Genomic DNA, 20034 nt, shown 5'->3' on the forward strand with positions numbered 1-20034 from the left:
TTGTCATGACGGCAGATGAAGGTGGGGCGGGGCGGTTGCTTGCCCTGACGGCGGGACGGCGCGGGCGGTTCATCGGCGCTTGCTTGCTGGCCAGCCTGGGGGCGGCGCTTGGTCTTGCGCCGTTCTTTCTTGCGGCCTGGATCGTCGGCGAGGGAGAAACGCTCTCAGCGGGCCATACCCCGGCTTTGGCCGTCGCCCTGATCGCCTCTCTCGTGACGGCGCCTTTGGCCCATGGGCTCGCCACGGCCCTGGCCCATGATGGCGCCTTTGATGTTCTTGCCGAGTTGCGCGAGAGGCTGGTTGCCAAAATGCTTCGCCTGCCGCTGGACACGCTTACCCGTGTGCCCGCGGGCAGCATGAAGCGGATGATGACCGATGACGTGGAAACCCTGGAGCTGTTTCTTAGTCACCAGTTGCCCGATATGGTGGCCTGCATCAGCGTTCCCACTTTGACCGTGATCGCCTTGATGGTGATCGATTGGCGGCTGGCCCTTGCTTGCCTCGCGGTGGTGCCGTTCCTTGTTTGGGTCCAGCGGCGAACCTTGCAAGGCCATGGCCAGCGGATTGGCGTTTACTTCCGCAAGATTGGCGAGGTCAACGCCGCCGCCGTGGAATTCGTTCGTGGGATCGAGGAGATCCGACATGCGCGCTCGGGTGGGCTGGTCGCCGAGGTTTTGCGGCGGCGGGTCGAGGATTTCAAGGCGTTTGCCCAAGAATGGTATCGTCTTTGGGGACCGCCCTGGAGCCTTTATTGCGTCTTGGTCGGCGCGGCGCCTTTGGCCGTGATCCCGCTGGTTCTGGTCTTCTATACCCAGGGCGATATGTCCTTTCCGGTCCTGGTCGTTGGGCTTTTCGTCGCGACCGGGATCGGTGGGCCTTTGGCCAAGCTTCCGATCTATGGAGAGATCACCCATCAGGTCAATGGCGCGGAAAAACGGATCCGCGACATGCTCGCCCGCCCCGAAGTGTCGGGCGGGAGCGGGGGGATGCTTGCCGGCTCCGCCCCGATCGGAGAGGCGGCGCGGTTCTTCGGCGTCTCGCTTTCCTTAGGTGAAAGCGAGGTCCTGGAGGACGTGTCCTTCTCGGTTCCCCAAGGAAGGCTGACCGCCATCGTTGGACCGTCCGGTGCGGGAAAAAGCTCGATCCTGCGTCTTTTGAACCGGTCCTGGGACCCGACGGCGGGGCGCATCCACCTGGGAGGTATCGATCTTTCCAGCTTAGCGGTGGACCAGCTTTCCCGCCATGTCGCCCTGGTCTCCCAGGAGGCGTTTTTGTTTGACGACACGGTGGCGGCCAATATCCGCGCCGGCCGACCCGAGGCGACCGACGAGGAGGTGCGCGCCGCCGCCGGTCAGGCTCTCTGCGCGTCCTTTATCGAAAAGGCCCTGCCGGAAAGCTATGAAACCCGCCTTGGCGAGGGCGGGCAGCGGTTGAGCGGCGGGCAGCGTCAAAGGCTGGCCCTGGCGCGAGCCCTGCTCGCGGGATCTCCCTTGCTGCTGCTCGACGAGGCGACGTCGTTTCTGGATGCCCGGCACGAGGCGGACCTGCAAAAGGCGATCCAGGCGATTATCGGACCAAAAACCGTGGTGGTGGTCTCCCATCGCCTGGACTCTACCCGACAGGCCGATCACATCGTTTTCGTTCAGGCCGGGCGGGTTATGGGCGAGGGGGGGCACGAGCGGCTTCTTGACCGCTGTCCCGATTATGCCCGCCTGTGGGATCTTCAGCGGCGCAATCTGGAGTGGAGATTTTCGACCGGGGAGAATAACCGATGATCCGCCTTATCGGCCTGCTGGTTCGGACCGGTTCCTGGGACCGGGCGTTTCTTGGTGCTATTCTGGCGCGTTTGGCGGAAACGCTGGTATCGCTCGTTCCCTATGGCGTGTTGATGATCATCATCGCCGCCGCCCTGGGCGCGCCAAGTGGGATGCCCGGGCTCTTCGCATCGCCCCTTGAAGGGCAGGGGCCTCTTTGGCTGACCGGCGTGCTGGTCGCGGCCTATGGAGGGCGTTGGGCGCTTGTCCGTCTGGCGACGGATCTGGGGCAGAGGGCGGGGTACACAATGACGGCGCGTCTGCGGCTTGCCGTCGCCGAGCACCTGATGACACTTCCCGGCGCCTTCTTCCAGGGCAAGGATTCTGGACGACTCACCCATGTGTTCATGAGCGATGTGACCCAGATCGAGCAGTTTCCCGGCCTTATTCTGCCCCGCTTGGTGTCCCTGGTGGGGCTTTCCCTCGCCGCGGTGGTCGCCGCCCTGTGGGCGGATTGGCGCCTTGGGCTGGTCCTAGGGGCAACCATCGCCCTGGGGATTGGTGGTCTGGCGGTGGGCGAGCGGTTTCAGGAAAAGGCGACGGCGGCGCGGGCCGAGGCGATGGCGACCCTGAATAGCCGGACGCTGGAATTTCTTTCGGGCATCCATGTCATTCGCAGCTTCGGTCTGGGCGCGCGCCGATCCCTTCGCCTTGGCGAGGCGATCGAGGGGGCGCGCAAGACAAGCAAGGCTTTGACCGCGCGCTATGTGGTGGCGGCGATCCTGGTGCCGCTCATCGTGGCGGTGGGATGCGCCATGGTGATTTCCCTGGCGATCCTCTTCTTGTCCCTGGGATGGATGGATCCTTTTGGATTCCTTTTCTTTGTTTTTGTTTGCTTGCGCTTGACGGATCCCATTCGCGATCTGGTCGACTTCTCTTCGATCCTTCAGCAAATGGTTGGTTCCGCCGGGCGATTGCTTGATCTGCTCGCGACCCCGGTGGAAGCCGAGGGGACCTCGCCCGCGCCTTCGGATAGGACGGTACGGTTCGAGGAGGTGGGCTTCGCCCATGGGGGCGAGGCGCCGATTCTGGATGGTTTAAGCTTCGTTTTGGCTCCGGGGACCATCACCGCCCTCGTCGGGGGAACCGGGGCCGGCAAGACCACGGCGCTGCGTCTGTTGAGCCGGCATTGGACCCCCACCAAAGGTCGGGTCACCGTGGGCGGCGTGGATCTGTCTTCGCTTTCAAGGCACGCTTTTTCCAACCTTGTCGGCATCGTCTCGCAGACGGTGGTTCTTTTCAGTCTGTCGGCGCGCGACAACATTCGTCTCGTGCGGCCGCAGGCAACCGACGCGGAGGTGGAGCGGGCGGCCCGCGCCGCCCGCTGCGACGGGTTCATCAAGGCCATGCCCCAGGGGTATGACACCCTTCTCGTCAATGCCGGAGCGACGCTTTCCGGCGGGGAGCGTCAAAGACTCGCTCTGGCGCGACTGTTCTTGCGCGATTGCCCCATTTTGCTTTTCGACGAGGCGACCTCGGCCCTGGACGTCGAAAACGAACACCTCGTCCAGGAGGCCATGAGCGAGTTGGTGCGCGGGCGGACGGTCCTGGTCGTCGCCCACCGGTTGTGGACGATCAAGGGGGCCGACCAGATCTTGGTGCTCGACCAAGGCCGAATTATCGAACGGGGCGACCATGACGCGTTGATCGCCGCAGAGGGCTTCTATCATCAATCCTGGGTCGCTCTGGAACAGGCCCCGGGGTGGTGTGGGCGAGATGCGAAGGCCCCCGCCTGAGGCGAAGGGGGGGCTCCCTTCATCGGCCCGCGACGATGTTTTCCCCAAGGCCGGCGGTTGCTTGGGCTTTTTCATTGCACGGATCGACCTGTTGCGGGTAGAGGGATATGCTAATGCGTCTTATTTGGATCGTGCGGTGTCTCAGCCCAACGACGAGGCTCTCTCTCTTTACCTGTCCCATCGCGGCGCGCTGGTCACCTATGCCAGCGGCATCCTTGGCGATCGCGCCCAGGCCGAAGACGTGGTGCAAGAGGCTTGGCTGCGGTTCGCCGGGCGGGCGCCGGGGGGCGAGGGGGTGCGCCAGCCTCTGGCCTATCTTTACCGCGTCGTCCGCAACACCGCTGTGGATTGCCTGCGTCGGCTGAGTGCCGAGGAGCGCCGCAACGAGGCCGGCGAGATCCTGTCCGACCCCGACCGTCAGGCCCCTTCACCCGAGGAGATCGCCTTGGGGCGCGACCATCTGCGCCTTGTCGCTGCGGCTTTGTCCGAACTGCCCGAGCGCAATCGCCGGGCTTTTGAGTTGCAGCGGTTCGAAGGCTTGTCGTTCCAGCAGATCGCCCAGCACCTGGAGGTTTCCCCGGCCACCGCCCACCGTTTGGCCCGCGACGCCATGGTCCACGTGATGGGGCGCCTGCAGGGCGCGCAAGGGTAAGGCGCCATGATCCCCGCCGATCATTCGCTTCCCGCCAGCGTTCTTGAACAGGCCTCCGACTGGGTCTTTCGCCAGCAAGGAGCCCTGGGGGAGCCGCCCCCCCGCGCCGATTTCGAGGCTTGGCTGGCCGCTGATCCCCGCCATGGCGAGGCTTGGCGTTTGGCCTGCGCGACCTGGGGCGCCACCGGGGCCCTTGCTCCCGTCTTCGCCGCGCCGCCCCGGCCGCTGTGCCGACCGCCGCGCCGCAAGCGGCCGTCCAAACCCCTTGTCGCCCTGGCCCTGGCCGCCTGCTTGGCCGCCTTCGTCGTGCTGTCGCCGCTGCGTCTGCTTTGGCAAGCCGATCATCTGACCGGCAGCGGCGAAAGCGCGACGGTGTCGTTGCGCGATGGATCACGGGTCGCCCTTGCCGCCGACAGCGCGCTCAGCACCCGGATTTCCGAGGCCGGACGGGCGGTCACCTTGCTGAAGGGGCAGGCGTTTTTTCAGGTCGCCCCCGACCGGACCCGTCCCTTCGTGGTCAGCGGCGGCGGGGTGTCGGTCACCGTCACCGGAACCGCCTTCGATGTCGCCCTTGATGACGGTCGGGTGACGGTGGCGGTGGCCGAGGGCGGGGTGAGGGTTGATTACCAGGGGCGGAGCGAGCGCCTTGTTCCCGGCGAGAAGGTGAGCGTCGATCCGGCGATGGGCGAAATCCGCCGCGCCGCCGTTGATCCGGCCGATGTGGCGGCGTGGCGCCAGGGGCGGCTGGTCAGCGACAACCAGCGGCTTTCGGCGGTGATCGAGGCCCTTCGCCGCCAGTATTCCGGGGTGATCGTGCTGACCGATGCCGCCCTCGGCGAGACCCCGGTGACCGGTGTCTATGATCTCGAGGATCCCGAACGGGCCTTGCGCGCCTTGGTTAGCCCCTTTGGCGGAACGGTGCGGCGGTTGACCCCCTATTTGCTGGTGGTTTCCCCGCCTTAAAAAAAAATTGCCGAAGCGTGAGAGGATACCCCGCCCAGCTTCGTCTCCTTTCCAGGGTGCGAGTAACACGCATTAGCGTGTGATGTGTTGGAAAGAGGGATAAGAGCGTGGGGCAGACGATGCAGGGGATCATTCGCGGGGTGTTGATGGCCGGTACGGCCCTGGTTGCGCTTCCCGTCCTTGGCGGTCCGGTTCAGGCCGCCGACCAGCCGGCCGGGCGGCAGGGCGCCGAGGTTAGCGAGGGGGTGGCGTTCAAGATCGCCGCCCAGTCCTTGGACGGCGCGGTCGTGGCGTTTGGTCGGCAATCGGGGTGGCAGGTTTCGGTCGATCCGCCGATTCTGGCTGGAAAATCCACCCCGGGTGTCAGCGGTCGCATGACGCCCGAGGCGGCTTTGGCCCAACTCTTGAGCGGAACGGGCGTGACGTGGCGCAGGACCGACGCCAAAACGGTAGTGCTGTCCAAGGCCGAGGTCGATGGCGTGGTGACGCTGGACCCGCTGCGGGTGGAGGGCAGGGCGGAAAGCGCCTATGGCCCCGTTGGCGGCTATGTGGCCAAGCGCAGCGCCACCGCCACCAAGACCGACACCGCTATTTTGGACACGCCCCAGAGCATCACCGTGGTTGGCGCCGAGGAGATGGAGACGCGCAACGTCCAGACCCTGGAAGACGCCATCAAATATACGCCCGGCGTTGCTCTCAGCTATGGCGCGACCGGCGATACCCGCAGTTCCTGGTATCAGATGAGGGGCTTTCCCGTCACCACCACCTTTTACCGCGACGGCATGAAGGTCAGCGGTCAAAGCTGGCAGAAGATCGATTCCTATCTTCTGGAGCGGGTCGAGATCTTGCGCGGCCCCGCCTCGGTTCTCTATGGGCAGAACGAGCCCGGCGGCTTGGTCAACGCGGTGAGCAAACGCCCGCAAGACACCCAGCAGGGAGAGGCGACGATCGAATATGGCTCTTTTGATTGGAAACGGGCCGAAGGCGATATCACCGGCCCCTTGGACGACGAGGGGCACTGGCTCTACCGCTTCAGCGCCGCCCTGCAAGACAGTGACGGCCTGAACGGCATCGATCACGACCGCAACGACCGCAAGGTTTTCGCGCCCTCGCTGACCTGGACGCCGAGGGACGAAACCTTTGTCACCCTGTCGGCCGTTTATCAGGAAGACGACAGTCGCGGCTGGTGGCCCCGGCAGAGCTACCGCTCAGCGGCGGGAACGGTCGATCCGTCCACCTATCTGGGCGAGCCCGATTACGACAGCTATCATCAGGAACAAAATCATCTGACCTTGCAGGCGGAGCATGCGGTCGACGAGTCTTTGAAGGTCAATTTATCGGCGCGCTATTCAAAGGTTAATCTGACCTACCATCAGACGTGGCCGGGCGCCATTGAAGAGGGCGGAACCACCATCGATCGCGGCAATTATGCCTATAAGCAAGACGCCTCGGTTTATACGGTGGATGCCCATGTCCAGAAAAAGCTGTCGCTGTTTTCAACCCACCACACCCTTCTCGGCGGCATCGATTACCTCAACCAGGACAGGGACGAGCTGTTCGGAATGGCCAGCGATAACGGGATCAGCCTGATCAATCCCGTCTATGGCACCTACAATGTGGCCAAAGCCGATTCCTTCAGCAAGGGTGATGTCCGCTCGGCTGGCCTATATGCCCAAGACCAGATCGAGATTGGCGAGCACTGGGTATTCCAACTGGGCGGACGTCAGGATCTGGCCGGCTGGGCTGGCGCCAGCGACTATGAAAGCACCTTCACCGGCCGCTTGGGGGTGGCCTATAAAACGGATTTCGGGTTGGTTCCCTATGCCAGCTACGCCGAATCCTTCGAGCCGCAATCGGGCAGTGGCTGGGGGGGAGCGCGCTTCGAGCCGACCACCGGCCGCCAGTATGAGGTTGGCGTGAAATACGAGCCGCCGGGTACCAATATCATGGCGACGGTGGCGGTGTTCGATCTGGTCAAGCAGAACGTTCTGACCACCGACCCCGATCCGACCCACCTGTGCGAGGGCAGCCGCTGCAGCGTGCAGACCGGCGAGGTGACCTCGCAGGGCGTCGAGGTCGGGTTGACCATGGGCTTGGCCGCGGGGCTGAACGCCGTCGCCGCTTATACCTATAATCCGATCGAGGTTACGAAAAGCACCATCGCCGGCGAGGTCGGACGTCAGCAGGCCGCCACCCCGATCCATACCGCGTCGTTGTGGGCGGATTACACCGTTCAGAATGGCCCATTGGCCGGTCTGGGATTGGGCGGCGGCCTGCGCTTCATCGGCAAGACGACAAGTTCTGCCGACGATCTGTCAACCGGGCCGCAGATCATCGACGAGGCGATGGTCCGCTATGCTGTGAAGGATTGGAAGATGTCGATGAACGTGAAGAACATCCTCGATCGCGATATCGAATATTCGTGCAACAACCAAGCCCATGGCCGGGTCTGTTACCTGAACGAACCTTTGACGATCACCGCCCGCCTGACTCGCAGCTTCTAAGCGCGAAAAGCCCAAGCCCGGCGCCGAGGCCTTGCCGCCTCGGAGCCGGGGGAGGACGCTTAAACGTGATGGTGGACTTTCTGTGTGCCGGTGACGCGCTTTTCCAGGCTCCGCATCAGCACATAGAAAACCGGGGTGAGGAACAGGCCGAAGACGGTGACGCCCAGCATCCCCGAGAACACGGCGATACCCATGGCGTGGCGCATTTCGGCGCCGGCGCCCGAGGAGATCACCAGCGGCACGACGCCCATGATGAAGGCGATCGAGGTCATCAGGATCGGCCGCAAGCGCAGCCGCGCCGCCTCGATGGCCGCCGGGACGGTGTCCTGGCCGTCGATTTCAAGCTCGCGGGCGAATTCGACGATCAAGATGGCGTTCTTGCAGGCCAGCCCGATCAGCACGAACAGGCCGATCTGGGTGAACATGTTGTTGTCGCCCCCGGTCAGCCAAACCCCGGTGATCGCCGAGAGCAGGCAAAGCGGCACGATCAGGATGATGGCCAAGGGCAGGAACAGGCTTTCGTATTGCGCCGCCAGCACCAGGAAGACCAGCAGAACGCACAGCGGGAAGACCATCATCGTCGTATTGCCCGCCAGGATCTGCTGGTAGGTCAGTTCCGTCCACTCGAAGTCCATGCCCTTGGGCAGGGTCTCGGCCAGGAGCTTGGTCATCGCCCCTTGCGCCTGTCCGGTCGAATAGCCCGGCGCCGGACCGCCGTTGAGATCGGCCGAGCGGAAGGCGTTGTAGCGCATGGCGCTATCGGGACCGCTGGTATCCGACAGGGTGACGACGGCGCCCAAGGGCACCATCCGCCCGTCGAAATTCCTCGTCTGTAACCTCAAGATATCATCGGGCTTGGAGCGAAAGGCGCCGTCGGCCTGGGCGATCACTTGGTAGGTTCGTCCGAACTTGTTGAAGTCGTTGACGTAAAGCGAGCCCAGATAGATCTGCATGGTATCGAAGACCTCTTGGACATCGACGCCAAGCTGGGCGGCCTTGGTGCGGTCAAGATCGGCGTAAAGTTCGGGGGTGCCGATCTTGTAGCTGGAAAACACCCCCGCCAGTTCCGGGGTGGTCGCCGCCTTGGCCAGTACCGCCTTCATCGTCTGGTCCAGGGCCTCGTAGCCCTGATCGGTGCGGTCCTCGACTTGCAGTTTGAAGCCGCCGATGGTGCCCAGGCCCTGCACCGGCGGCGGCGGGAAGATGGCGATGAAGGCCTCGCTCACGCCGGCGTAGCGCTGCTGCAGGCGCTGGGAGATGGCAAAGCCCGACAGCTCGGCGCTTTCGCGCTGTTCAAAGGGTTTGAGGGTGACGAAGACGACCCCGGCCGAGGGGCTGTTGATGAAGCCGTTGATCGACAACCCGGGAAAGGCGATGGCGCTTTCCACGCCGGGGTCGCGCAAGGCGATGTCGGACATGGCGCGGATGACGCTCTCGGTGCGATCAAGCGTCGCCCCTTCGGGCAATTGGGCAAAGCCGACCAGATACTGCTTATCTTGGCTGGGCACGAAGCCGGGCGGCACCTGGGCGAACCCCAGATAGGTCGCTCCCAACAGCCCGACATAAACCAGCATGGCCAGGGATTTACGGCCAAGGATGCCGCCCACCCCCCGGCCATAGCCATGGGAGCTGGCATGGAACACCCGGTTGAAGCCGCGGAAGAAGGGGCCGAGCACCCGGTCCATGCCGCGCGTCAGGGCGTCCTTGGGCGCGCCTTCTCCTCTCAGCAGGGTGACGGCCAGGGCCGGCGACAGGGTCAGCGAGTTGAAGGCCGAAATCACCGTGGAAAAGGCGATGGTCAGGGCGAATTGCCGGTAGAACTGGCCGGTCAGCCCGCTGATGAAGGCGATGGGAACGAAAACCGCGCAGAGGACCAGGGCGATGGCGATGATCGGGCCGGTGACTTCGCGCATCGCCTTGAGGGTGGCGTCGCGCGGCGACAGGCCGTTCTCGATATTGCGTTCGACGTTCTCGACGACGACGATGGCGTCGTCAACGACGATGCCGATGGCCAGAACCAAGCCGAATAGCGACAGGGCGTTGATCGAAAAGCCGAACAGATGCATGACCGCGAAGGTGCCGATGATCGAGATCGGCACCGCCAACAGCGGGATGATCGAAGCCCGCCACGTCTGGAGGAACAAGATCACGACGATCACCACCAGGGCCACCGCTTCGAGCAGGGTATGCACCACCGCCTCGATCGAGCCGCGCACGAACACCGTGGGATCATAGGCGATGGCGTAATCAAGCCCCTCGGGGAAGCTCTTCTTCAGTTCGGCCATGGTGGCGCGGACTTGATTGGAAATCTCGATGGCGTTGGAGCCCGGCGCCTGGAAGACCGGAATGGCCACCGCCGGCTTGTTGTCAAGCAGCGAGCGCAGGCCGTATTGGGCGGCGTCCAAATCGATGCGCGCCACGTCCTTCAAGCGGGTGACGACGCCGCCGTCGCGTTTGATGATGATCTCGCGAAACTCATCGGCATCGGTCAGCCGGCCCTGGGCATTGACCGGCACTTGCACCGCGACGCCCGTGCCATAGGGCGGCCCGCCGATAACACCGGCGGCGACCTGAACGTTCTGGCGGCGAATGGCGGCGATCACCTCGGTCGCCGTCATGCCGCGCTCGGCCACCTTCTGCGGATCAAGCCAGATGCGCATGGCGTAATCGCCCGAGCCGAACAACTGCACGCTGCCGATGCCCTGGATCTTGGCCAATTGGTCCTTGACGTTGAGCAGGGCGTAATTGCGCAAATACAGCATGTCATAGCGTTCGTTGGGCGAGGTGAGATGGACCACCATCGTCAGATCGGGCGAGCTTTTGACCGTCGTCACCCCCAATTGCCGGGTGACCTCGGGCAGGCGGGTCAGCGCCTGATTGACCCGGTTTTGAACCAATTGGGTCGCCAGATCGGGATCGGTGCCCAGCTTGAAGCTGATGGTCAGGGTCATCGTGCCATCGCTCGCCGCCTGCGACGACATGTACAGCATGTCCTCGACGCCGTTGATCTGCTCTTCAAGCGGCGTCGCCACCGTTTGGGCGATGACCTTGGGATTGGCGCCGGGGAACTGCGCCTTGACGATGACCGACGGCGGCACGACCTCGGGGTATTCCGAGATCGGCAGCAAAACCATCGAGATCAGACCCGCCAACAAGATGACCGTCGAGATCACGCCGGCGAAGATCGGACGATCGATGAAGAATTTGGAGAGCGACATGGCGGGGCCTTTCCGGGCGCGCGGTCAACGAAAAGAGATCACTTCGCCGCCAGGGCGCGTGACGCGGTCTCAAGCCCAGCTTCCTTGATCTCGACGGTCATCGTCGGGCGGACCTGTTGCAGGCCATCGACGATCACCCGCTCACCGGCCCGCAACCCCGAAAGCACGATGCGCTCGCCCTCGACCCGCGCCCCGAGGTCGACCTCGCGGTAGGCGACCTTGGCGTCCTCGCCGACGACATAGACGAACTTCTTGCTCTGGTCGTTGCCGATGGCCCGTTCCTGCACCATCAGGGCGCCCGCCCCGCCGCCGCTGGCCACCTTGACCGAGACGAACATGCCCGGCATCAAGGCGCCGTCCTCATTGGCCAGCAACGCCCGCGCCCGGATGGTGCCCGTGGCGCTGTCGATGCGATTATCGAAGCTATGGATGGTGCCGCCATAGGGATGGGCCTCGTCGCCCTGGGCGGTGATCTGAACCGGGATGCGGTTTTCCTGATCGCGCGAGGGACCGCGCGCCCGGATGCCCGACATATAGGTCTGCTCGTCGACCTCGAAGTCGGCATAAAGGCCGTCGTTGGAGACGATGGAGGTGAGAAGCGGCGCGCCGGCTCCGGGCTGAACCACATTGCCCACGGTAATTTCGGCCCGGCTGACCCGGCCGGCGATCGGCGCCTTGACCCGGGTATGATCCAGATCGATCCGCGCCCGCTTGACCTCGGCCTCGGCCACCAGAACGGCGGCCTGGGCGAGGCGGTTGGCATTGGCGCGTTCGTCATACAGGCGCTGGGCGATGGTCTGGGTCTTCACCAGGCTAACGGCCCGGTTAAGCTCGGTCCGGGCAAAGGCCGCATTGGTCCGCGCCGAGGTCAAAGAGGCCTCGGCCTTGGCCATCGCCGCTTCGTAAGGGGCGGGATCGATGACGAACAGCACATCGCCGACGGCGACGGTCTGACCGTCGCGGAAACGGACCTCGGTGAGGCGGCCGCCGACCTCGGGACGGATCTCGGCCAGATCGACGGCGCGCAGGCGTCCGGAGAACGACGACCAGACCTGAACCTGTCGCGGGGTGAGGGTTTGGACGCCGACCCGCGGCGCCTGGGCCGGGGCTTGGGCCTGGGCCGGCACCCCGACGCCCCGGTCAAGAACGACGCCGACGCCGCCGGCGAGAAGGATCAGGCCAACCGTGCCCAGCAGGACGGCGCGACCTTTGACGAAACGGGAACCCTTGGTCATTGCGGATCTCCTGCAAGCACCGGGAAAAGGACGGGATCGGGACCGGTATCGGGTGCCATACCCGATTAATTGACCGGTCAGTTTAGTTTGAGGTCAAAAAAAGCCGCCAAAACGGCGACAACGACGGTGGTCCCGGGGGCCAAACCCCCGCGTCTAAGAATGCTTTACAAAGACCGGCGCTTTGGCTTCCCCGCCCCGGGGAGGCGGGCGACGGGATCAGGCCGGCTCCACCACGCCCAGAAGCCGCGCTAAGCCGCGCTTGAGATCGCGCTTCAGCGGGGCGAGGTCGTTCTGGATGCGGGCGATCATCATTTGGCCCACCAGATAGGTATAGATCTCCTGGGCCAACACCTTCACATCGGTGGTTGGCGCCAGCAGGCCATCGCCGACCATATCGCGCAGGGCATTCTCGTAATAACGCTCCTTGCGGTGGGCGAGGTCTTCGAATTTGGCGCGGATTCCATCTTCCTGGCCGGCCATCTCGGAGCCCAGCGAGGCGCAGGGACAGCCGCAGACATGGCCGTATTTCTCGGCCACCTCGGCCTGCAGGGCGATCACGCAATCGGCCATGCGCATGAAGCGTTCGATCGGCGGCACGGCGGGGGAAAAGATCTTGTCGTAGGTCTCTTCCAACTCGTGGTGGGATTGCTCCATGGCGGCGATCGACAAATCCACCTTGGAGGGAAAGAAGTGATAGAAGCTGCCCTTCTTCACATCGGCGGCCTTGCAGATGTCATCGACACTGACCGTCCCATAGCTGTTGGTCCACATCAGCTCGAGCGCGGTATCGATCAGTTTCTGCCTGGTATCCGATGCGGGTCGCCCCATCGACGGCTCCTTCCATGCCTCATGGTCTGACATAATTAGGACGAGTTGACTAAACAGTCAAGTGGCGGGAGGCCGGGAAGAGCGGCGCCTCGCCGCGCTGGCTACCCACGACGCGGCGATTGGCCTATCCTTGCCGGCCAGACCCGGCGGGGTGAGGTTGTTTCCCTCCGCCCCTTGGCGTGGAGACCGATCATGCCGTTCCTCACCGCCGCCCTCGCCGCCCTAGGCGTTTTCCTGCTGGCCGGATGCGCCGACATCGACGAGAAAGCGCCCGCCTCCCGACCCGGCCCGCAAGCCGCCGCCTGTCAGGCCGGGGGCGGCCAGATGAAGCCCGTTGGCCGGATGCAGACCCCGCGCTGCGTCACCCCTTATCCCGATGCCGGCAAGGCCTGTGACGATGGCGCGCAGTGCGCCGGGGACTGTCGCCTTGCAGGCAATAACGCCATCTTGCCCGGGACCCCGGTCACCGGCGCCTGCCAAGCCGAGGACACCTCGTTTGGCTGCCATGCCCGGGTTGAGAAGGGCAAGGCCGGCCCGACGATCTGCATCGATTGACGGAAGGCCGCCTCGCCGAGGGCTGCCATGAAAAAGGCCACCCGAAGGTGGCCTTTTCCGTGCGATCACAGGGCCGAACGGGTCCGTCACTCGGCCTTTTCTTCTTTGGCCGGCCAGATGAACGAGGCGATCACGCCGGCGGCCAGAGTGCCCAGAACGATCAGCAGGCTGACGTTGGGGCTGATATGGAGGAAGTCCCAGCCGAAGACATGCTCGCCCGACTGCAGCGTCAGTTTGGCGGCGATGAAGAACAGCAGGACGATGACCGCCTTTTCCAGGTGGACGAGGTATTTGGTCATCGCGGCGAGCACGAAGTACAACGACCTCAGGCCAAGGACGGCGAAGATCATCGCCGCGTAAACCAGCAGGGGTTCCTGGGTCACGGCGATAACGGCCGGCACCGAATCAAAGGCGAACATCACGTCCGATGTTTCGATCGCCATCAGGCAAAGAAAGGCCGGGGTGGCGAAAACGGCGGCGTTCTTGGCCAGCTTGAGGGTGGGATCGGACTTCGCCAGATCGGCGACGATCGCCCGGTTGACGAAGAAGCGCTCGGCATAAAGGCGGGGGAACACCGGCATCAGGCGCGCCGTGATCTTGACCGACCAGTGCTCGGAGTAATCGGTGATCTCCTCGTTGTCACCGCCCGAGGTCAGCATTTTCCAGCCCGACCAGGCGACGATGGCGGCGAAGATAAAGCCGACCCAGGGGGCGAGGGCGAACAGACCGGTGCCGACCGCGACGAAGATGGCGCGGAAAACCAGGGCGCCGATGATCCCCCAGTACAGAATACGGTGCTGAAGCACCCCCTTGATCCCGAACGAGGCGAAGATCGCCATGAAGACGATCAAATTATCGATCGACAGCGATTTTTCCAGGGCGTACCCGGCCAGATAAAGGTCGGCCCAGGTCTTGTCGAAGCGCAGCCACAGATAGGCAAAGAAGGCCAGGGCCAGCCCGATCCAGAAGCACGACCACAAGCTGGCGTCGCGAACGGAGATCTCTTTCGCATGGCGATGGGCGAAAAGGTCGATGAAGACCGAGAAGCCGATCACGGTGAAAAAGATGATGATTGTTTCGATGGGAAAGCCGAAGTGGGCCACGACAGATCCTTGAGTCAGGATAGAGGTCCGGCAAGTCCCCTATTGGCTTGCCGCAATACGCCCAAACGGGCGGCTCGCCGGTCGGCACGCCACGGGGGGCGGCCGGCCGGCGAGCCGGTCCAGGTCAATCGTTAAAGGGTCAGAGGCTGAAGTCGGCCGGGTTGAGGCCAAGCTCCGAGCACATGCGGCGGACCACCGCCTGTTCCTTGTCGTCGAAGGTGCCGTCGGCGGCGGCGATGGCGCAGCAGACACGGACGATAAGCTGGCCCTGGGGCTTGTCGCGGAACTTGCCCACCGCCTGCATCACCTCGCCGGTGCCGATGGCGACATCGAATTCGAACTTCTCGATGTATTTCTGGAAGATCTTGATGACATCGTTCTGATCGAAGACCTTGAGCTGGTCTGAGGTTTTCAGATAGCCCATCATCTTCTGCTTCTCTTCCGGCGACACGGTATTGTCCGCATAAGCGACAAGAGCACAGCCGGCGACCACCGCTTCAAGCAGGTCTTTCGACTTGAACTTGGTGATCTCGGTGTTGATCGTGTCTCTGGCATCCGTGACGTTTTTCTTCAGCCAGTCGGTGAAAGCCATTTTTTGTTCCCTTAGCTATTTTGAATGGGGCGCTATTTCGAGCCGGAGACCCAGCGGAGGCCCCAGCGATAGGTTTCGTCCATGTCCTTGTGACCGCGGAAATAGCGCTCTTCCTTGGTCACCTTCAACTTGCCCCCGTCCTTTTCGATCAGGGCGATGGCGCACATCCCCTGGCCGGAGGCCGGGTTGTCGAGCCGCACCTCAATGTCGGGCTGGCCGGGGATCTTCACGGTCGCCACGCCATCGGCCGCCGCCCAGTTGGGGGCGCCGTCATAGATGAAGGCGAAGACCAGGATGCGTTTGATCTGCGACAGCCGGTCGCCGTTGATCTTGATGTTCTCGCCCTGGGCCATGGCGCCGGTGCGGTCGTCGCCGGCATGGCGGATGAACGGTTCGCGGGCGTAATCGCCCCAGGCTTCGCCCAGGGCCTGGATCACCCCCTTCTGGCCGCTGCCCTCCATCTCCCACAAGCAGCCGAGGTCAAGGTCGGTCGCCTTGTTGGCGCCCAACAATCCGCCGAAGAACCCGCCGCTTTTTTGCGGGGGGCGCTGGTTCCAGTTCAGATTGAAGATGATCTCGCCGAACCCGGCATCGGCCTTTTTTTCCAGCGAGATCGATTGCCCGCGCTTTTCCAGCGTCACCTTCGACAGGCTGATCGGCTTGGCCGCCGGAGGAGGGGGCGGCGGAGGGGGAGCGGCCGGCTTGCTTGGGGCGGGGGCGGGCGGATCCTCGGCGACATCGACGCCGTATTGACGGGCGAGCGGCGCCAGACCACCGGCGAAGCCCTGACCCACGGCGCGGACCTTCCACTGGTCGTTGCGCCGATAGACCTTGCCAAGGGTGATGGCGGTTTCGGCCATTCCGGCGGTTTGGAGATCGAAGCGGGCGATTTCCCGGTTGGTCGCCAGATCCAGGATGCGGGCGAAAACCCCCTTCAGGCTGGCGAAGCTTTGGCGCCGCGCCTGCCCCTCGTGGATGGTGACGCAGATGTCGATGGCGTCGATTGTGCCGGCAAGCTTGGCGAGATCGATGCCGAAAGCCTGGACATCGCCCGGATTGCCGGCCATCGGCGAGGCGACGAAGCGCACCGAGCCATCGGGCGAGGCCTGGGCGCCATAGAACACGAAGTGTTCGTCGTTCACCACCTTGCCATCGGCCTTGATGATGAAGGCCGAGGCGTCGATTTCCATGCCGGGCGGTGATTTGGGATCCCAGCCGACGGCGACCATGATCTGAGCGCAGTCGGCGATGGTGGTATTCGCCCCCGGAGTCAATGTGACGACGGTCATCCGTCCCCCTTTTCGCTGGACGCCTGAAGCGCGTCCCGGTTCGATGGCCGCTTAAAGCGTGCCCTGAATCGCCGGCATCATGTCGTGGAAGGTCTTGCCGACGGTCTTTTCACCGATGGCATGGATTTTCCACTCGTCATTGTGGCGGTAGATTTTGGCCATCACAAGACCGGTATGGGACCCGGCCTCGCTGAGGGTGAACGACGCCAATTCAACCCCGGAGGTGTCATCGACCACCCGGCATTTGGCGTTGGCGACCTTGTCGAAGGTCTGGCCGCGGAAGGAATTGACGACGAAAACCAGGGATTTGACGCTGGCGGGAAGCCTGGACAGATCGACCTTGATCGTTTCGTCATCGCCGTCGCCCGCCCCGGTGACGTTATCGCCGGTATGGACGATCGCGCCGTTCACGCCGCTAAGCTGGCGGAACCAGATCTGGTCGACGGGCTGGCCGGCGTCATCGAAAACAAGGCAGGAGGCATCGAGATCGATGTCCCCACCGCCGCCGCCAAACAGGCCGCCAAGCAAGCCGCCCTTCTTGGCGGCGTCCCAGCCCAGGCCCATGAAAATACGGGTCAGGCCGGCGCCGTCCTTGGAAAGACTTACCTTCTGGCCTTTGGTCAGCGATACGCCCATGACAATCCTCCTTTGAAGGCAAATCCCCGCCCGATCCTCGTGTCGCACAAGGGATTTGCCGTTTTCTCGACGATCGGAAATCCGGCCTTGCCGGCCTTAGCCGATGTTGACGCCGAAATTCTTGGCCAAGGGGCCAAGGCCGCCGGCGAAGCCCTGGCCGATGGCCTTGAACTTCCAGTCGGCGCCGTTGCGGTACAACTCGCCAAAGATCATCGCGGTTTCGGTCGAATAGTCTTCCGACAGGTCGTAGCGGGTGATCTCCTTGCCATCGGCCTGATTGACGACGCGGATGAAGGCGTTGGTCACCTGACCGAAATTCTGCTTGCGGGCGTCGGCTTCGTGGATGGTCACCGAGAAGGCCACCTTCTGCACGTCGGCGGGCACCTTGGTCAGATCGATCGCCACGGTCTCGTCATCACCCTCGCCGGCGCCCGACTGGTTGTCGCCCTGATGGACGACCGAGCCGTCGGAGGAGGTCTTGTTGTTGTAGAAAATGAAGTCGGCGTCGGAGCGGATCTTGCCGGCTTCATTCAACAGGAAGGCCGAGGCATCGAGATCGAAGGCGGAACCGTCGGTAACGCGGGCATCCCAACCCAGACCAACATTGATGGCGGTAAGACCGGGAGCCTCCTTGCTCAAGGAAACGTTGCCGCCTTTCGACAGGGACACAGCCATTGGAATCTCCGTTATCATTGTTGATGAAAACCAGAACAAAACAGTTCTTGCCCATCGGCCCCCTTATCTAAGGGCGCCCAGGCGAGCACACAAGGCTACCAACGCTGGGGATCGTCGGGGGCGTAAAGCCCCCGTCACGGTGTTCTCGCACCGCGACCATCCCTTGACCCCAAAGTGTAACCCTTTGTCCATACAGGGAGAATCAAGGATAAAGCGGGCATATTTACGGCGGGATCGCGACAAACGCTAAAAAAGCCGGGACTGCCATCAAAGATCCTGCGGCCATGGTGTCGTCTTGCTTGCGCGCCGGGGAATTCAGGGGTTTCCCTTTTCCGACAAATCGGAAAAACTCCTGATCTTGACCGAGTGGTCGGGGAAGCGAGCGATGATTTCCAGCTCACCGCCCATCGCCTCAATGAAGCGCCGCAAAGTGCTGACATACATGTCGGCGCGCTTTTCGATCTTTGCGACCGATCCTTGATTGATCTGGAGCGTCTGGCCGATTTCCTCCTGCGACAGCTTCATCGCCCGCCGCACCTCGGCAAGGTCCATTTCCGCCTCAAGCCCCACGGCCTTGGCTTCCGCCGCCGCGCGCGCCTCGGGCGTCATGCGGCCGCGAAGCTCCGCGAAGGAATGCCTACCGGCCATTGTCTTTCTCCTTTTCCAACTCGGCCAGATGCTCGCCCTAAAGATCGTCGGTCACCGAACTCATCGCATAGAAAGATACTATTCCTTGGAGGGAATATCTGAAGGGTGTTTTGTGAGACTCCCGCCGCTGCATGCTCCAGCCGCCTTGACACGCGCACTGGCCTTGGGTCCTTTCCGGTGTCGCTCGCGGTCCCTTGGCGGCCGAGCGGCGCCGGCGCGAGTGTAAGGGAAAGAGTATGAAAGTTTGGTTCAACCGGGGGCTGTCAAACACTTACGATGCCCTGACGATTATTCGCGCCGCCGACCATGCGGGGGCTTTTGGTTTGCTGGCCAGCCATAGCGATGAGACCAACGCCGTCGGCAAGGCCGCCGATACGTTTTTCGTCGAACCCGCCGGGCTGGAGGATGACGCCTATGGCGCGTGGTGCCTGGAGCAGTGCCGGGCCCGGGGGGTCGATTTGTTCGTGCCCCAGCGCCGCCGCCAGGTCATCGGTCGCCAGCGGGCGGCCTTCGAGGCGGCCGGGGTGCGGCTGTCGATCATGGCCGAGCCGGCGGTGATGGACCTCGTTGATCAAAAGCACGCCTTTTATGACGATCTGATCGGCAGCGGGGTGGCGGTTCCGCCCTATCGGCTGTTTCGCGGCCTGGAGGAGTTCGATCTGGCCTGCGCCGAGCTGGGCGGCGAAGCGGCGCAGCTTTGCGTCAAGCCGAGCGTCGGCGTTTACGCCGCCGGCTTTCGCATTCTTGAGCGCGAGGGCTGCGAATTGAAGCGGATCTTGTCGGGCGATGGGTTCCGCACCTCCTTTGCCGCCTTCCGCGAGGCCCTGGCCGGGTCGTCCCAAGATCGCGACATGATGGTCATGACCTATCTGCCCGGGGTGGAACGCAGCGTCGATGTTCTGGCCTGTCGCGGCACGCTGGTGCGCGCCGTTTCGCGGGTGAAGGTGGGGAGCCATCAAGTGCTGGAAACCACCGGCCCCTCGATCGATATGGCCGCCCTGCTGACCCGTCGCTATGGCCTTGATGGCGTGTTCAACCTGCAAACCCGCGAGGGCGACGGCATACCCTATTTGCTCGAGATCAACAGCCGGATGTCGGGCGGCCTGATCTACAGTTGCCAGTCGGGCGTCGCCTTGCCCTATTGGAACATCCTGCTGACCCTGGGCATGGCCGGCCCCCAGGATGTACCCCCGGCCAAGGCCGGCCTCCGGGTGGCCCCCATCCAGGGCTGCCTTCAGGTGTGATGCTTTCGTCGCGGCGGAAGGGGGATTAGCGTTGACCGTCTCGCGTTTCGTAACGATGTGACATGTGACTCTGTGATAGGGGAGGCCCCCATGTCCAAACCAGTCGTCGAACGGGTTCGCAAGCGCCGGGAGGCCTTGCGGGCGGCCGGTCTGCGTCCGATCCAAATCTGGGTTCCCGACACCAGCCGCCCCGGCTTCGCCGAGGAGGTTCGCCGCCAGTGCCAGATCGTCGCGGAGGCTGACGCGAGCGACACCGATCTCCTGGGCTTCCTGGATGCGGCTCTGCTGGATCTGGACGACGAGGCGAAGGCGTGAGGCGCTCGTGTTGGCGCTAAAAGAGCG

At 63.5% G+C, this 20034-nt stretch carries 17 protein-coding genes; 8 read left to right on the forward strand and 9 right to left on the reverse strand.

What is annotated here, in order from left to right:
* The first annotated feature begins 5 nt into the window (after window positions 1-5).
* The 5 genes from RRU_RS04615 to RRU_RS04635 all read left to right on the forward strand — a co-directional run bounded on the left by RRU_RS04615 (window position 6) and on the right by RRU_RS04635 (window position 7669).
* Window positions 6-1775, forward strand: coding sequence for an ABC transporter ATP-binding protein (locus RRU_RS04615; protein WP_011388636.1), 1770 nt, complete (start codon window positions 6-8; stop codon window positions 1773-1775).
* The gene (locus RRU_RS04620; RefSeq protein WP_011388637.1) at window positions 1772-3550 is read left to right on the forward strand and encodes an ABC transporter ATP-binding protein; all 1779 of its coding nucleotides are present in this window, start codon (window positions 1772-1774) and stop codon (window positions 3548-3550) included. The genes RRU_RS04615 and RRU_RS04620 overlap by 4 nt, the downstream gene beginning before the upstream one ends.
* Before the next feature lie 136 nt (window positions 3551-3686).
* Window positions 3687-4202 carry a sigma-70 family RNA polymerase sigma factor gene (locus RRU_RS04625; protein WP_011388638.1) on the forward strand — a complete coding sequence of 172 codons (516 nt, stop codon included), beginning with the start codon at window positions 3687-3689 and terminating at the stop codon, window positions 4200-4202.
* Between the two features lie 6 nt (window positions 4203-4208).
* Window positions 4209-5165, forward strand: coding sequence for a FecR family protein (locus RRU_RS04630; protein WP_011388639.1), 957 nt, complete (start codon window positions 4209-4211; stop codon window positions 5163-5165).
* 107 nt (window positions 5166-5272) lie between these two features.
* Window positions 5273-7669: a TonB-dependent siderophore receptor gene (locus RRU_RS04635; RefSeq protein ID WP_237703833.1), complete on the forward strand. Its 2397-nt coding sequence runs from the start codon at window positions 5273-5275 to the stop codon at window positions 7667-7669.
* Window positions 7670-7728: 59 nt separating this feature from the next.
* On the opposite strand, the gene RRU_RS04640 is transcribed toward RRU_RS04635, so the two are convergent.
* The 3 genes from RRU_RS04640 to RRU_RS04650 form a co-directional block, all read right to left on the reverse strand.
* Window positions 7729-10887 carry an efflux RND transporter permease subunit gene (locus RRU_RS04640; protein WP_011388641.1) on the reverse strand — a complete coding sequence of 1053 codons (3159 nt, stop codon included), beginning with the start codon at window positions 10885-10887 and terminating at the stop codon, window positions 7729-7731.
* Window positions 10888-10925: 38 nt separating this feature from the next.
* Window positions 10926-12122, reverse strand: coding sequence for an efflux RND transporter periplasmic adaptor subunit (locus RRU_RS04645; protein ID WP_011388642.1), 1197 nt, complete (start codon window positions 12120-12122; stop codon window positions 10926-10928).
* Window positions 12123-12338: 216 nt separating this feature from the next.
* Entirely contained in the window at window positions 12339-12950 is a 612-nt protein-coding gene (locus RRU_RS04650; RefSeq protein ID WP_011388643.1) for a TetR/AcrR family transcriptional regulator, read from the reverse strand.
* A gap of 192 nt (window positions 12951-13142) precedes the next feature.
* On the opposite strand from RRU_RS04650, the gene RRU_RS04655 reads away from it, so the two are divergent.
* Entirely contained in the window at window positions 13143-13505 is a 363-nt protein-coding gene (locus RRU_RS04655; RefSeq protein ID WP_011388644.1) for a hypothetical protein, read from the forward strand.
* A gap of 86 nt (window positions 13506-13591) precedes the next feature.
* On the opposite strand, the gene RRU_RS04660 is transcribed toward RRU_RS04655, so the two are convergent.
* The 6 genes from RRU_RS04660 to RRU_RS04685 all read right to left on the reverse strand — a co-directional run bounded on the left by RRU_RS04660 (window position 13592) and on the right by RRU_RS04685 (window position 18409).
* A complete protein-coding gene (locus RRU_RS04660; protein WP_011388645.1) occupies window positions 13592-14608 on the reverse strand; it encodes a TerC/Alx family metal homeostasis membrane protein in 1017 nt (338 codons plus the stop codon).
* 139 nt (window positions 14609-14747) lie between these two features.
* Window positions 14748-15200, reverse strand: coding sequence for a tellurite resistance TerB family protein (locus tag RRU_RS04665; RefSeq protein ID WP_011388646.1), 453 nt, complete (start codon window positions 15198-15200; stop codon window positions 14748-14750).
* Between the two features lie 32 nt (window positions 15201-15232).
* The gene (locus RRU_RS04670) at window positions 15233-16489 is read right to left on the reverse strand and encodes a TerD family protein (RefSeq protein WP_011388647.1); all 1257 of its coding nucleotides are present in this window, start codon (window positions 16487-16489) and stop codon (window positions 15233-15235) included.
* A gap of 51 nt (window positions 16490-16540) precedes the next feature.
* The gene (locus tag RRU_RS04675; RefSeq protein WP_011388648.1) at window positions 16541-17125 is read right to left on the reverse strand and encodes a TerD family protein; all 585 of its coding nucleotides are present in this window, start codon (window positions 17123-17125) and stop codon (window positions 16541-16543) included.
* A gap of 96 nt (window positions 17126-17221) precedes the next feature.
* On the reverse strand, window positions 17222-17800 hold the full coding sequence (locus RRU_RS04680; RefSeq protein WP_011388649.1) for a TerD family protein: 579 nt from the start codon (window positions 17798-17800) through the stop codon (window positions 17222-17224).
* A 315-nt stretch (window positions 17801-18115) separates the two neighbouring features.
* Complete coding sequence (locus RRU_RS04685) at window positions 18116-18409, reverse strand: XRE family transcriptional regulator (protein ID WP_237703834.1); 294 nt, start codon at window positions 18407-18409, stop codon at window positions 18116-18118.
* A 275-nt stretch (window positions 18410-18684) separates the two neighbouring features.
* Here RRU_RS04685 and RRU_RS04690 point away from each other — a divergent pair, with 275 nt between their 5' ends.
* Entirely contained in the window at window positions 18685-19692 is a 1008-nt protein-coding gene (locus RRU_RS04690) for an ATP-grasp domain-containing protein (protein ID WP_011388651.1), read from the forward strand.
* Window positions 19693-19782: 90 nt separating this feature from the next.
* Complete coding sequence (locus RRU_RS04695) at window positions 19783-20007, forward strand: antitoxin MazE family protein (RefSeq protein WP_011388652.1); 225 nt, start codon at window positions 19783-19785, stop codon at window positions 20005-20007.
* The last annotated feature ends 27 nt before the right edge of the window (window positions 20008-20034 follow it).

The organism is Rhodospirillum rubrum ATCC 11170 (assembly GCF_000013085.1).
GTDB lineage: Bacteria > Pseudomonadota > Alphaproteobacteria > Rhodospirillales > Rhodospirillaceae > Rhodospirillum > Rhodospirillum rubrum.